This window comes from Nanoarchaeota archaeon, assembly GCA_018897155.1.
Classification (GTDB): Archaea; EX4484-52; EX4484-52; order EX4484-52; family LFW-46; genus LFW-46.
This window is the reverse complement of record JAHILE010000003.1, coordinates 14,290-27,555: the sequence shown is the minus strand read 5'-3', so window position 1 is coordinate 27,555 and position 13,266 is coordinate 14,290. Positions and strand designations below refer to the sequence as shown.

Annotated in this window: 21 protein-coding genes; 8 read left to right on the top strand and 13 right to left on the bottom strand. The window is 41.4% G+C overall.

All coding sequences use genetic code 11. The features are described from left to right. Window positions 1–39: 39 nt before the first annotated feature. Window positions 40–1,068, top strand: a complete 1,029-nt coding sequence (gene fen, locus KKB09_00260) for a flap endonuclease-1 (GenBank protein ID MBU4299630.1) — start codon at window positions 40–42, stop codon at window positions 1,066–1,068. An 8-nt stretch (window positions 1,069–1,076) separates the two neighbouring features. Here fen and KKB09_00255 read toward each other — a convergent pair whose 3' ends face one another. Continuing rightward, on the bottom strand, window positions 1,077–1,709 hold the full coding sequence (locus tag KKB09_00255; GenBank protein ID MBU4299629.1) for an MFS transporter: 633 nt from the start codon (window positions 1,707–1,709) through the stop codon (window positions 1,077–1,079). A gap of 94 nt (window positions 1,710–1,803) precedes the next feature. Here KKB09_00255 and KKB09_00250 point away from each other — a divergent pair, with 94 nt between their 5' ends. Both KKB09_00250 and KKB09_00245 read left to right on the top strand, forming a co-directional pair. Beyond that, window positions 1,804–2,964, top strand: a complete 1,161-nt coding sequence (locus tag KKB09_00250; GenBank protein MBU4299628.1) for an MFS transporter — start codon at window positions 1,804–1,806, stop codon at window positions 2,962–2,964. A 77-nt stretch (window positions 2,965–3,041) separates the two neighbouring features. Beyond that, window positions 3,042–3,338: a hypothetical protein gene (locus tag KKB09_00245; protein ID MBU4299627.1), complete on the top strand. Its 297-nt coding sequence runs from the start codon at window positions 3,042–3,044 to the stop codon at window positions 3,336–3,338. Window positions 3,339–3,390: 52 nt separating this feature from the next. Here the strand turns inward: KKB09_00245 and KKB09_00240 are convergent, their stop codons facing one another. The 12 genes from KKB09_00240 to KKB09_00185 form a co-directional block, all read right to left on the bottom strand. Then, window positions 3,391–3,573, bottom strand: a complete 183-nt coding sequence (locus KKB09_00240) for a 30S ribosomal protein S27ae (GenBank protein MBU4299626.1) — start codon at window positions 3,571–3,573, stop codon at window positions 3,391–3,393. Between the two features lie 18 nt (window positions 3,574–3,591). Then, window positions 3,592–3,825, bottom strand: coding sequence for a hypothetical protein (locus KKB09_00235; GenBank protein MBU4299625.1), 234 nt, complete (start codon window positions 3,823–3,825; stop codon window positions 3,592–3,594). 23 nt (window positions 3,826–3,848) lie between these two features. Next, entirely contained in the window at window positions 3,849–4,145 is a 297-nt protein-coding gene (locus KKB09_00230) for a hypothetical protein (GenBank protein MBU4299624.1), read from the bottom strand. 32 nt (window positions 4,146–4,177) lie between these two features. Continuing rightward, window positions 4,178–4,441, bottom strand: a complete 264-nt coding sequence (locus KKB09_00225; GenBank protein ID MBU4299623.1) for a DUF3850 domain-containing protein — start codon at window positions 4,439–4,441, stop codon at window positions 4,178–4,180. Window positions 4,442–4,445: 4 nt separating this feature from the next. Continuing rightward, window positions 4,446–4,670 carry a type II toxin-antitoxin system HicA family toxin gene (locus KKB09_00220; protein ID MBU4299622.1) on the bottom strand — a complete coding sequence of 75 codons (225 nt, stop codon included), beginning with the start codon at window positions 4,668–4,670 and terminating at the stop codon, window positions 4,446–4,448. A gap of 14 nt (window positions 4,671–4,684) precedes the next feature. After that, window positions 4,685–4,909 carry a type II toxin-antitoxin system HicB family antitoxin gene (locus tag KKB09_00215; GenBank protein ID MBU4299621.1) on the bottom strand — a complete coding sequence of 75 codons (225 nt, stop codon included), beginning with the start codon at window positions 4,907–4,909 and terminating at the stop codon, window positions 4,685–4,687. Between the two features lie 285 nt (window positions 4,910–5,194). Beyond that, window positions 5,195–5,380: a DNA-directed RNA polymerase subunit E'' gene (locus KKB09_00210; protein MBU4299620.1), complete on the bottom strand. Its 186-nt coding sequence runs from the start codon at window positions 5,378–5,380 to the stop codon at window positions 5,195–5,197. Window positions 5,381–5,461: 81 nt separating this feature from the next. Next, a complete protein-coding gene (locus KKB09_00205) occupies window positions 5,462–6,076 on the bottom strand; it encodes a DNA-directed RNA polymerase (GenBank protein ID MBU4299619.1) in 615 nt (204 codons plus the stop codon). Window positions 6,077–6,087: 11 nt separating this feature from the next. Next, window positions 6,088–6,429: a DUF86 domain-containing protein gene (locus KKB09_00200; protein ID MBU4299618.1), complete on the bottom strand. Its 342-nt coding sequence runs from the start codon at window positions 6,427–6,429 to the stop codon at window positions 6,088–6,090. 191 nt (window positions 6,430–6,620) lie between these two features. Continuing rightward, on the bottom strand, window positions 6,621–7,064 hold the full coding sequence (locus tag KKB09_00195) for a nucleotidyltransferase domain-containing protein (GenBank protein MBU4299617.1): 444 nt from the start codon (window positions 7,062–7,064) through the stop codon (window positions 6,621–6,623). 59 nt (window positions 7,065–7,123) lie between these two features. Continuing rightward, window positions 7,124–7,594: a GNAT family N-acetyltransferase gene (locus tag KKB09_00190; protein ID MBU4299616.1), complete on the bottom strand. Its 471-nt coding sequence runs from the start codon at window positions 7,592–7,594 to the stop codon at window positions 7,124–7,126. Window positions 7,595–7,668: 74 nt separating this feature from the next. Continuing rightward, on the bottom strand, window positions 7,669–9,684 hold the full coding sequence (locus KKB09_00185; GenBank protein ID MBU4299615.1) for a sodium-translocating pyrophosphatase: 2,016 nt from the start codon (window positions 9,682–9,684) through the stop codon (window positions 7,669–7,671). A gap of 123 nt (window positions 9,685–9,807) precedes the next feature. Between KKB09_00185 and KKB09_00180 the strand changes: the two genes are divergently transcribed. From KKB09_00180 to KKB09_00160, 5 genes are all read left to right on the top strand, one after another. Then, on the top strand, window positions 9,808–10,929 hold the full coding sequence (locus KKB09_00180; GenBank protein MBU4299614.1) for a pentapeptide repeat-containing protein: 1,122 nt from the start codon (window positions 9,808–9,810) through the stop codon (window positions 10,927–10,929). 126 nt (window positions 10,930–11,055) lie between these two features. After that, window positions 11,056–11,772 carry a hypothetical protein gene (locus tag KKB09_00175; protein ID MBU4299613.1) on the top strand — a complete coding sequence of 239 codons (717 nt, stop codon included), beginning with the start codon at window positions 11,056–11,058 and terminating at the stop codon, window positions 11,770–11,772. Next, window positions 11,769–12,521, top strand: coding sequence for a nucleotidyl transferase AbiEii/AbiGii toxin family protein (locus tag KKB09_00170; protein ID MBU4299612.1), 753 nt, complete (start codon window positions 11,769–11,771; stop codon window positions 12,519–12,521). Before KKB09_00175 ends, KKB09_00170 begins: the two co-directional genes overlap by 4 nt. Before the next feature lie 169 nt (window positions 12,522–12,690). Then, window positions 12,691–12,873, top strand: a complete 183-nt coding sequence (locus tag KKB09_00165) for a hypothetical protein (protein ID MBU4299611.1) — start codon at window positions 12,691–12,693, stop codon at window positions 12,871–12,873. A 68-nt stretch (window positions 12,874–12,941) separates the two neighbouring features. Continuing rightward, window positions 12,942–13,241 carry a hypothetical protein gene (locus tag KKB09_00160; GenBank protein MBU4299610.1) on the top strand — a complete coding sequence of 100 codons (300 nt, stop codon included), beginning with the start codon at window positions 12,942–12,944 and terminating at the stop codon, window positions 13,239–13,241. Window positions 13,242–13,266 lie beyond the last annotated feature (25 nt).

Sequence of the window (13,266 nt, the reverse complement as noted above, 5' to 3'; positions counted from 1 at the left end):
GATATATTAAAATGAGAAACAAAGCTTTTATAGATATTTATGGGCGTCAAGATTAGCGACATTGTCACAAAAGAAGAAACATCTGCAGAAGCGCTTGCAGGAAAAACCCTGGCAATGGATGCATTCAACACGCTTTATCAGTTTCTTACAATAATCCGCCAGCAGGACGGCACGCCGCTCATGGATTTTTCAGGAAATGTCACGTCGCATCTTTCAGGCATATTTTACCGCAGCATAAACCTGATGCAGCATAACATCAAGCTGGTTTATGTTTTCGATGGTCCTAGGCCACAGTTCAAGAGCGCGACAGTAAATTCCCGCGTCGCAGCAAAACAGATTGCAGAAAAAAAGCGCGAGGAAGCCCTTGAATCGGGCGACGAAGCAGAGGCGAAAAAGCAGGCGCAGATGGCGACAAAACTAACGTCTGAAATGATTGATGAGGCAAAGGAGCTGCTTCGCGCGCTTGGAATACCGATTATTCAGGCGCCGTCAGAAGGCGAGGCGCAGGCTGCATATCTCGCAAAGAACCGCGACGCTTATGCTTCGGTGTCGCAGGATATGGATTCAATGCTTTTTGGGGCTCCACGGCTTGTGCGCAATTTGAACATCACCGGCAAGCGAAAGATTCCGGGCACAACAATTTATCGCGAGATAAAGCCTGAGATGATCTTTCTTGACAAGACTCTTGCCGACCTTAAAATCACTCATGACCAGCTCATAATTCTTGGCATTCTTGTCGGAACAGATTACAATCCCGGCGGAATTCTTGGCATTGGCCAAAAAAAGGCGCTCAAGCTTGTTTTGGAGCACAAGGAATTGGATAAAGTCCTTGAAAAAGTTGAATGGAATTATGATCTAGACCCGCGCGACATTTTCGATTTCTTTAAAAGTCCGCCGGTCCTGCACAATTATTCGCTTGATGCGCCTGCATTTGACCGCGAGAAAGTCCTTGAGATTATGGTCCAGAAGCATAATTTCTCGCGCGAGAGAATGGAATCCATGTTCGCAAAGCTTGACGAGGCGGCGAAAAAGAGAAAGCAAACGACACTTGGTGGGTGGGGGAAATAAATTACGATTCAATGACTCTTCATTTTCACACGCCTTTTAAATCCGTGTCCTCTATGATGGATTTTATTGGATTGTTTGCCGCGCCGTCTGCTGCCGAATTGCATTTCGTTTATTGAAAGCACGGTAAACGCGCTGAATATCGCAATCATTCCGCCTATGAAAAATAGTGTTGAGAACCCGAGGTATTTTGCAACCGCGCCGCCGATAAGTGCTGAAAATCCCGCGCTGTATCCTGCGACCATGTGGAATACAGCCCAATCGAATCCGCTTTTCTTTTTCGGGATTATATCAGAGAACCAGGCATCCCAGGAAGGGTCGCCTATTGCAAACGCTATACCCATAAGGATCTGCAGTATGAACAGCTGCATCACGTTTTCTACAAACATATATCCGAAAATAACGACAGTCGCAAGCAGATATCCGGAAAACAGGAAATATTTCTTCCCGTATTTGTCCATTAGTTTTCCTACAGGGTATTCAAGCGTTGCCATGGAAATCAGAAAAAGCGCATACGCAGCCCCTGCATCAAGTATGTCGCCGCCTATTTTTTGCACGAATATTGCGTAGATTGGCCCGTATAGCCCTGAGCCGAAAAGAAAAATGACTTCTGCAAGAATGAGCAGCTGGACCTCGCGCTTCATATGTTTTATTGCCTTTTTTAGCTATATATAGGTTGCGCAGATAATTGTTCTTGTTTTGTTGTTTTTGATGCGTGTTTTCGGATTCTGTGGTTTTATGCTTGCGAATATCAAAAAGATGAATTTGATTCAGTTTTTCATCAATATGCACTTTCTCGCAGCCGTGACAATACCGTTTTTTACCGTTTGGGGTGGCCTGACCTTTTCGGAAACTATGCTTTTGCAATCGCTTTTTATCTTCGCATGGGCTGTTTTTGAGGTTCCGACAGGCGCGTTTGCAGATAAATTCGGCAGGAAAAAATCGATAATTATCGGCTGTTTTTCAATAGCCCTTGCGGCGTTCATATATGGCAGCGTTCCGAACATCTACGTTTTTATGCTCGGCGAAGTTCTCTGGGCTCTGGGCTTATCGTTTATTTCAGGAGCTGATGAAGCGATAATTTATGATACATTAAAGACATTGCGCAGAACAAACGATTCAAAAAGCGTGTTTGCGCGCTATTCTATGGCGCTTTCTCTCGCATTCATAATCGCATCGCCGATTGGAAGCATTATTGCCGTAAAATTCGGCATGAATTATCCGATGATATTTACCGGAATCCCTGCTGTTTTTGCAGGGTTTGTTGCAATGACATTAAAAGAGCCAAAACGTAAGATTTTGCGTGCGAAAAAGCATTATTTCAGAATAATTGCTGAAAGCATATCATACATTCAAAACCATCCGAAATTACGGCCGCTTGTTATTGATTCAATTCTTGGCGGAACTATGCTGTATTATATATTATGGCTCTATCAGGTGATGCTTGCGAATTCCGGCGCCGAGATATTTCAATACGGATGGATTTCGGCGGGAATGAATATTTTTGCGATACTGCTTCTGTCGCAGATTGCGCGGCTTGACGCATTTTTCGGAAAAAGGAATTTGATTCGGGCAACGGTTTTAATTCCGGGCATTGCATTTATTGCCGGAGCGTTTACGCAAAATTTTGCAATTACGATTATCCTGATTTTTGCAATAATGGGATTTCGAGGCCTTCGTACACCGCTTTTTTCATCATATTTTAACATCCATATTCCTTCAGGCAAGCGCGCGACAATGCTTTCAGCTATTTCGATGCTTGGGCGCTTTTTAGCAGCCGCGCTGAATCTTGCTGTCGGTATAATGATGGACTGGAGTGTTCAGGGCACGATGGTTTCAATAGGTGCAGTTCTTCTTATTCTCGGAATTTTTTCCGGCGTAAGAGAAACTGACCTTTAAAGATATTCTTCATTATTTGTCGATTTCTATGATGTGCTATTGCATGGAATTTAAAAAAGTTTACTTTAATTTATTTTATGGAATACAATCTTTCAAGAATATATGAGGTTTTGACTGATGGCGGAATTCTTGAAGATGCAAAACTCGGAGAATCTGTTGAGATTAAAGGAAATAGTGACGGCTTTCGCATACCAACGGGTGGAAAAATAACTTACTTGCCGCAGAACGAAATAGGATCGGAAATCAAAATAGAATATGGCGAGACGGTTATTGAAATCGGAAAGAAGTATATGTTGTTGTTTAAAGTTCCTGAAAGCATGGAGCCCCTTCTGAAATTTTTGGACAATAATATAATTGGCGAACTTGATGAATGACGCGCTTGTCAAATAATGCTTGCGCTAAATTAATGATCTGTAAAGAAAAATTTTATTTCTTGATTTCAGTATACCCGCAACCGCCACAATAGATTCTATTTTTCATCTGCGCGAGGTTCTTTTTGCACTTCGGGCACTGCTTGTTCTTGCGGACTATGCCGCCGTCTTTGACTTCGTACATTTTCCACATTTGCACGGATTTGTGCTTGCTTTTTGATTTTGCTTTTTTTGGCATTTTAACACCATAAGTATATTATCTATACGTCAATTCGCCATCGTGAGATGGCATATTTGTAATTCTTGAAATATATAGTTGATTAGTTGCAATGTTTAATTCTTCATGAAGCTCTTTGAACTCTTTGCTTTGCCCATTTAACGTGCCTTGTATTCTATCCAACGTAGCATCAATACGATCAAATCCCTCTAATTTTTTATTAATTCGAGTAATTTGGTCGTATACTTGTTTACGAAATTCTTCGGGGCTCATATGAAACGCATTCTCTGATTTATCTATTTCTTTTCCGCAGGCACTGCCGCATCAGCAGGCGTTGCAGATCCTTTCTTGTCCTTCTTTTTCGGAACTTCCTTGTCGTAGATTTTTGCAATTATTTCCGAGTTTGGAGTGCCGTATTTTTGATAAATATGTTCAACAACTATTTTATTCTCTGCAGCTTCGGCAGCTTTTGCGATTTCTTTTATGGTCTCCGCAATGCTCGGAGTTGCACCGATTTTTGTAAATATCGCTTTTATCTCGCGCCTTGCGAACAGTTCGTTTCTTTTGTCTGATGTTATTTTTAATTCTTGCATACTATGACCTTTTTTTATTTTGTCCTTATGTTTCAGTCAAGTTCAATTACATAAAGCCCGTTTGTTTCAAGTTGCTTCGGGGTATAGAACTTTGAAATGTCAAGTTTAAAAACCTTCATGCACTTCTTTGTGATTTTTCTGCCAGTGTATTTGTTTGTTTTCGGGTCGAATTCCTCAAGGACGAGAATATCGCCGGCTTTCAGGTCGAAATCAGCAAGTCGCAACTCGAATTTCTTTTCTCCTCGCTGTATCGCATCAAAAAACTCGGACCAGATTTTTTTCTTTATTTCTGCCATAAAATCACAATAATTTTAATAATTCATCCACGCTTAATTTGGCATCTTTTAATATTCCGTTAAGCGTTCCTTTCTTTAATTCTCTGTGGTTTGGCACAGTAATGCGGTTGTATGGTGAATTGCTGTTCTTCAGGCAAATATGGCTTCCTTTTTGATGGTGAACAAAATAGCCTATTCGCACCAATGCCTTTATAACTTCCTTGCCCGATACTGCCGGAAGTTTTGCCATTTAAACCAAATCCCCTACGCGCCAACATTATTTGAAACGCTTACTGCAGCAATCTGGATGTGTGACGGCGCTTTTGGAATTTCGTCTTTTTCAGCGCTTTCTAAATAGCATTCTATCGCTTCTTTTGCATTTGCAAGAGCCTCATCTATTGTATCGCCTTGTGTGTGGCATCCTGGAAGCGCAGGCACTTGAACCGAATATCCCGTTTCTTCCTCCATTAAAATTACTATGAATTCCATAACAATCACGGAATATTTTGGTCGGCTGAATTTAAAAACATCAGTTTTTGCAAGGCAATGAGTTTTTTATGGCGTATTGTTGCCATCTTTCTCCTTTTTTGTGCGAATCTATCAATTCTTTTTTAATATCTGCTTGCATTTGTTCGATATTGGGTTTTCCGTTATTATACCAGTTTTCAGGAACTTCAACATTACTTATATCGAGTTCAATCCAACCAAAGCGTGCCCCTTACAACATTTGAATTATATGGTTCTTTTGCCATATTCATCAATTTAAAATATGCTTCACATAACCTGCATAGCGTATTTTCCAGGCACCGCTATTCCCGCCTTTTTCGCAACTTCGGAATCGGCATTAAAAATCATTATTACGCCTTTCCAGTTGTTTGTGAGATCGGTTGATTTGCATACGTCGCATTCGTTTCCTTCTTCAACGAGCCTTTTGCAGACCCTGCATGCACGTTCGTTCATATCATGACACCTTTTTTTAAAATTTGCGCCCTCAACGAAGTTAAGGTCGCTTCAGTGCTCGAGGTTATGTGGAACCTCGAATCACTCTTTCTTTTTAGTTTTTTTCTCAGGCTTTGCTTCCTCTTCTCCGCTTGCCCTTTTCGCTTTCTTTTCTTTTTCTTTTTTGTCTGCAGCAATCCAATCAAGCGAGCCGAGGCCATCTTGGCGCATGGTGATTGTTATCTTGTTTACCTCGCGCTTTTCAAGGCTTATCGCTGTGATGCGCGCTCTTACTAGGTCGCCGATTTTTAGCAATTTTCCTGATTTTTTAGCTACAATGACATTTGCTTTCTGGTCACGGCTTACGTAATCATTAATTACCTGTGAAATGTGGCACATGCCGTCAATCGGGCCGAAGCGCACAAATACTCCGAAATCAGTAATGTCAATTACTGTGCCTTCAACGATTTCATGCAGTTTTGGGATAAATAACATTGCTTCGAATTTCGAGCTGTAAAATACCCCCGGATCATCTGCTTTTATTGCACCTCCTTTTACATCGAATGCTTTAGTAACTGCAAGAACAACGCCGACATCAGGAATTATGTGGTTTTCGTATTTCTGGACAAGGCTTTTTAGCACTACATCTTCCTTTTTTCCGCCGATATTTTCCGGCGGGACTCTTATTTCGTCTTCAAAAGTTGCGATTTCGAACATTATATTTCACCTTATTTTTCAAGATATTTTAAAACATATTTGCAGAAATCTGTTAGTTTGTCTAAGTCATTTTTTAGTGTTTGGCGCAATTCCTCAAAACTCACTTTCCAGTATGCATGGACCATGCGATTTCTAAATCCGCCGATTTTTCGAAACTCTTTGGCAAATGGTTCCGGAATTATTTCGTTCTGCCCGAGTATGTCAATTATCTGCGTGTAATCTTCCGGATGCGAAAAGCCGCCTTTCGAAATGATGTGCCTGCCAATATCAAGCACAGCTTCGGATGCCCTTCGTAAATGATGCTCCGCAATTGCGTAATTGTCCGGATTTTTTTTAAATTCTGAAAGAGGCATATTTTATAAAGCTTCAAGTCTTTTTATATCTTCCCTTATTGTTGCTATAGTTAATTGCACATCTTTTGATTGATATTATATTAGCGATTAACTAGATTGTGAATTCAAGCACTCGAAAAGATTATTATCAAAAGTTCTTGAATTCACTTTATTCTATCAACAACAAGCTTTTTATCGACAGCCATACGCGATTACGCCTCAAGTTCCATCCTTTTGCCGGTTATTTCCTCGGCAACTTCTTTGAGATAAAGATCATCGGCGTATTTCCAGTCCAGATACCGCATTGTGGCATAATCTTCGTAGTCTGTCCTGATATCTTCGCTTTTTTGATATAGCACCTTGCCGTACTTAATTGCGTTCATCTGAAGCCTTAGCGGCGCTTCCTGAAGATAAACCAAATCAAGGCGCTGTTCGAAAGGCATGTTAAGCGCGTGCCTGAACGCCTCGTAAAGCTCTGTAAATATGCCTGACGGGTCTTTGTTTTTCGCGCGAATATCTTTGAAAACAATGCCAATATCGACATCGCTTAGCGCGGTAGTCTCGCCTGTTGCGGCAGAGCCGAAAAGATAAACTACTTGGGCTCTGTATTTTTTTAGTATTTTCTTGAGCGCCGGAGTCACTTTTAATTGAAGCATATTTAGAGTTATTGCGAGGATTCTTTATAAAGGTAAGTTCCGTTACTGTTGTAAATTTATTATTTTGTATCTGTTATGCTTATAACTCTGTCAATCTCCTCTGCCAACATTAGCGTGATAGGCAGTTTTTTAAATGATAATTTTTCGTAATATGGACACGACTTCTCGGTCGATGTAACAGAGACCGTTGGCGCGCCATCTTTTCTAAGCCTTTTGCAGACCTCAAAGATAAGCTTTTTGCCGATGCCTTTTCTTTGATGCGTTTTCTTAACTGCCATTTGCTGTATCAACGCCCTTGAGCCATCATATGTGGCTCGTATGAATCCCAAGACGAGATTATTTTCTTTAGCTGCAAGAAAATATCTGCCCATCCGCTTTTTTATCATTTCCATGGCTTTTTTGCCGTCTATTGCCGGAACAAGCATATGGTTTTCTGCGAGTATTGCCTCAATTTGCGCAAAATCACATTCTTCGGCTTCATTAATAGTTATCATGTCAATACCGGTAATCATTTCTTTTATAGCATTCATTTAATACAATTTCAGTAAAGCTTCTAAGATTTCTTTAGCGATATTGCCGGGCATACATATAAGTGAATCATCACTCACACAAGCGCAATCAACCCGCCGTGCGCTGCAATGCTTGCGGCAAATATCAGCGCGATTGTGTTCATGACCTTAATAAGCGAGTTGAGCGCAGGCCCTGCGGTGTCTTTGAATGGATCGCCTACAGTATCCCCGACAACTGCTGCTTTATGCGGATCTGATTTTTTTCCGCCGTAGTTGCCCTTCTCGATATACTTCTTTGCGTTGTCCCATGCAGCTCCTCCGGATGTCATTTGTATTGCAAGGAGCAGGCCTGTGACAATCACGCCTACAAGAAGGCCGCCAAGAGCAACAGGCCCGAGTATGTAGCCAACTGCAAGAGGCGAAGCAATTGCAATTATTGCAGGAACTGTCATTTCCTTCAGTGCCGCCTTTGTTACTATGTCAACGCATTTGCCGTATTCCGGTTTTGCAGTGCCTTCCATTATGCCTTTTATCTCGCGGAACTGCCTTCTTACTTCCTCGACGACTTCAAAAGCCGCTCTTCCTACTGCGCTCATTAAGTATGAGGAGAAAAGGAATGGAAGCATTCCTCCAAGGAAAAGGCCTGCTATAATCAAAGGATCGCTGAGGCTGAAAACAAGGGCTTTTTTTATGCTTGCTTCATGGACGTATGATGCGAAAAGCGCGAGAGCCCCAAGTGCAGCAGAGCCTATTGCATAGCCTTTTGTGACTGCTTTTGTCGTGTTTCCGACAGCATCAAGAGCATCTGTTATCTCTCTGATGTCTTCGGGAAGCGCAGACATTTCTGCAATTCCTCCGGCGTTGTCTGTTATAGGGCCGAACGAGTCTATTGCCACTATCATCCCTGTTGTTGAAAGCATTGCAACAGCCGCTATTGCAACAGCATATATTCCATATCCTGCGCCAATTGCTTCGCCAAAACCGTATGATATCAGGGTTCCTGCGACAATCGCAACCACCGGCATTGCCGTGCTTTGAAGCCCTACTGCAAGCCCGGTTATTATATTAGTTCCGGGACCTGTCTGTGATGCTTTTGCTATGCTTCGAACAGGATTGTATTCAGTTGATGTGTAGTATTCGGTTATCAAAATTATCGATACAGTGACGCCAAGGCCTATAAGCCCTGCATAAAACAGGTTCATGTTAAGCGCCATGTATTGCGTTACTGCGTAAAAACCTATTGCAGCAAATATGCCTGACGCAATCGCGCCTTTGTAGAGTGCGCCCATGATATTCTTTGAGCTTCCGAGCTTTACGAAAAATGTGCCGAGAATGCTTGCGAATATTGCCACCGCTCCAAGAAGCAGAGGGTAAAGCGAGTATACGGCGTCCTTCAATATGAGGGAGCCGATAAGCATTGCCGCAATCAATGTGACTGCGTATGTCTCGAAAAGGTCTGCGCCCATTCCTGCGCAATCTCCGACATTATCGCCTACGTTGTCTGCGATGACTGCCGGATTTCTAGGATCGTCTTCAGGAATTCCAGCCTCGATTTTTCCGACCAGGTCAGCGCCAACGTCTGCTGCTTTTGTGAATATTCCCCCACCGACTCTTGCGAAAAGCGAAATCAATGATGCACCGAATCCGAATCCGACAATCATCAACGGGTCGCCATATATATAATAGAACGTTGTTACGCCAAGCAGCCCCAGGCCGACAACAGAAAGCCCTGTTACTGCGCCGCCTTTGAATGCAAGCGATAGTGCGCTTCCAAGGCCGTCTTTTGCAGCTTCGGCTGTTCTGACGTTTGCGCGTACCGAAATATTCATTCCGATGTATCCGGCAAGTGCCGAGGAAATCGCCCCTGCCACAAATCCTATGGCAGTTGGCGCGTTTATTATATAATATAATACTATTGTGAGTATTACTGCAATGACCGCAACAGTGCGGTACTGCCTGTTAAGGTATGCGGTTGAGCCTTCCTGTATCGCACGCGCGATTTCCTGCATTTTTGCATTGCCCGCAGGCTTTCGGAGAACATCCATCGCCAGAATCCCGGCAAAAACAATCGATAAAATGCTTGCTATAAATGCTAAAAGAACTGGTTGCATTAAAACACACCAAAAAAAACACATTAAAGTGTTATTTCATTTGTTAATTTCTAATTGAATGTAAGTTTTATAAATGTGATGGAAGTAGCGAAGATACTTATACCATCACGCCTATTATCTAATATGGTTTTTGATTTTGTTTCCGAATCCAATGATGCGGATATTCTTGACAAGCCCATTTTACAGAAGAAAACCGTCCACCCTATGGCAAAGGCAGAAATCGTGAAATTATACGGTGAAGGCGAGCGCGACTTTTCCGATATACTCGCTCCGAACTCTGATTTTTCCGGCCTGAATCTTTCTGGAATTATTTTGACGCGCGCGAAACTCATTAATTCATCGTTTAAGAACTGCAAACTAAACGGTGCGGATTTCTCATCTGCAGAAATGCAGGATACAAATTTCGAGGGCGCAGATTTAGGGGGCGCGAATTTTTCCGATGCAACCGCCTTTAATTCGAATTTCAGGAATGCGAAAATCAATGGCGCGAAATTCATACGCGCGAATATTTCCGAATGCATTTTTGACGGCTGCGATAAAAGTTCCGCCGATTTCTTAAATGCGATTACTGCGCCGTTATTTTTAGGCAGGAAAATGACTGCGGCAGACATAATAAAAGAATACAAACAGGGCGCGCGTGATTTTTCCAGAATCTTTGCGCCGAATTCGGATTTTTCAGGGCAGAAGCTTTCAGGAATAATTTTGCGCAAGGCAAATCTGCATTATTCCTCTTTCGGGCATACTGATTTGACCGGTGCGGATTTGTCAGGAGCTGAACTTACAAGTTGCGCATTTGACAGCACGATTTTGCGGAATGCGAATCTTTCGAAAGCAAATCTGTACTGGTCGCGCATAAGCGGCGCAACAATGGAAGGCGCGAACCTGAAGGAGTCAAACATGAGCTGGTGCGATATTTCAGGAACTGATTTTTCAGGCTGCGACATATCAAAGGCAAATGTCCAGTGGGCGCTTGCCCTGAAATCGAAATTCTCAAACGAGCAATTTTTCGGCATGAGTCCTGATGTTTTATTGACGGTAAGATTCGCGCCAACGGATGCCGGATGTTCTGATGTGAAAAGAACTTTTTCCGGCGCGTCATTAAAGCCCTATGTTGTTGTAGATTCCGGCGCGAGGCAGTATGTCCGGAAAGGCGAAAATATAACTGTCTATTCAGAGCCTTCTTCTGCTGCAATCGGCGCGTATTCGCCGAAAAAGAAGGATTTGGAAGGGTATAGGAATTCATGATAGTTTCGTGATGTTTTCTATGCGTATGATCCGCCCCATTATAAATTATAATAAATACACGTAAGTTATCAAAAATGATAACTTTTATATATTAAATATATAAAGAGCAGAAGTGCATACTACGCTATGAAAACCCTTGAGCTTCTAAAAAAGCTGGAAGAATACCCTGTATTTGATATAGCAACAATTAGGAATTTGACTCAAAACAATTCAGAATATGCAAAGCTATGCCTTCACAGGCTAAAAATTAAAGGATATATATTCGAGCTTCAAAGAAACAAATACACGGTGCATAAAGATCCGTTTATTTTAGCGTCAAATATTGTTTGGCCATCTTACATTTCTCTTTGGAGCGCAATAAGGCATTACAATCTTACCGAACAATTGCCGCGCGATATATGGGTGATAACAACACGGAACATTTCGAGAAAAGAAATATTGTTTAACAATACGCGGATTCTATTTATACGCACTCGGCCGAAATATTTTTTCGGATACCGAAAAACACAGATCTCAGGTTTCGAAGCATTTATTGCAGAGCCTGAAAAGGCATTGCTGGACGGGATACTTTTTAAAAAAATCTCTTTCTCTGAGATTGCTTACATAATAAAGCACAATAGGAAAATATTGCGCATGAACTTGCTTGCAGATTTTGCTATCGAATCTAGCAATCAACCGGCTATAAAGCGGCTCGGCTATCTGCTTGATGCATTGGGTTTTGACTATTATAATAAATTCAAAAAACATCTATCCGGCTCTTTCGTCCCTTTGGAATATGCCATTCCTGCAAAAGGAAAGAGAAATGAAAAATGGCGAGTCCTTGAAAATACGGTGATATTATGATAAGAAAAGAAGAACTAGTGCGAATTGCTGATGCGAAAAAGCTTTCAATGAAAAATGCTGAAAAAGATTATCTTCTGGAATTGCTTTTGTTTGCCATCTTCTCTGAAAGCGGGGATTCTTTATTGTTCAAGGGAGGAACCGCGCTGTATAAGTTCTACAGCCTGAACCGATTTAGCGAAGACCTGGATTTTACAATAAACAAAAGGCGTGTTGATATCGAAAAAGTTGTGCAGGTTGCGCTAAGAAGGCTGTCTGCTCTTGGAATCGAAGGGAAATCAGATATGGAGAAATACGGCAACGAGATAAATGCAAGATTATTGTTTAAAGGCCCGCTTTACAATGGAAGCAAGGAAAGCATGGCTTATGTTGCCATTAACTGTAGTCTAAGGGAAAAGCCGATTGCAGCAAAAAAAGAGCTTTTTGTTCCCTTTTACCGCGAAATCCCGTCTTTTGATGTTTTTGTAATGGGCGCCGAAGAAATACTTGCCGAAAAAGTCAGGGCGATATATTCAAGAAACAAGGCGCGCGATGTTTACGACATTTGGTTTTTGATTAAAAGAGGCGTTGCCCCTGATATGAGAATGATTGAAAAAAAGCTGAAAGTATGCAAACTTTCTTTTTCAAAAAAAGCATTTGCCGAAAAGCTTGAGGAAAAATCAGGGCTTTTTGTGCCCGATTTATCGGGCTTGATAATGGGCGAGCTTCCTGATTTTAAGAAAATAAAAGCAGAAGTTCTCAAGAAATTTTAGGAAAAAACGCGCGTCAGCCGCGAAAAGAGCCTCCGCCAAAGGGATTTAGAGACATCTTCAGAAGCACTTGGCGCGTATTCGCCGAAAAAGAAGGATGTTGGCGGGTATAGAAGTTAATGAATAACGCCTCAAAAAAGGTCTATATAAATACTATGAACTCATAGAAAGCATGGGTAAAAAAATATTGGGTGTGGATAAAAAACTATTTCTTGATGCTCTGATTTTTGTACTGCTAATACTTGGCATTTCTTTAGTTTACTTTAAATTCTATGGAGATTTTGGCGCTCTATTATTATTCATAGCGATATTTATCTCGTGGAATCGTCGAGCAATTTATAGGACGATAAGGTGAGTGTATGGAGATACCAAACTCAATAAAATATAATATTCTTCTTCTTGTGATGGGTATTGCTGTTTTTTTTGACACCTATCTATCTTAATAACACCGCTATGGAACTGCCAACGCCTTATTCTTTACTTCTTAATCCACAATTGCAGATACTTTTTTTTGTGGCCGGCATCTATTTTTTTCTCTGGGGATTTTTTTCAATGAAAGGAGAATATGATGTAGATATAGAAGTTAAAAAACTTGATGCTGCGAAGCGAATAATTAAGAGAGTAGAAGATTTTGACGAAGTGAACAAGAAATATAATGTACTGGATGAAAATGTTAAATTACAATTACTCCAAGATGCGAAAGACCTCATTAAACAGAACTAGCAAGTCTAATCTTCCAAACACCCAT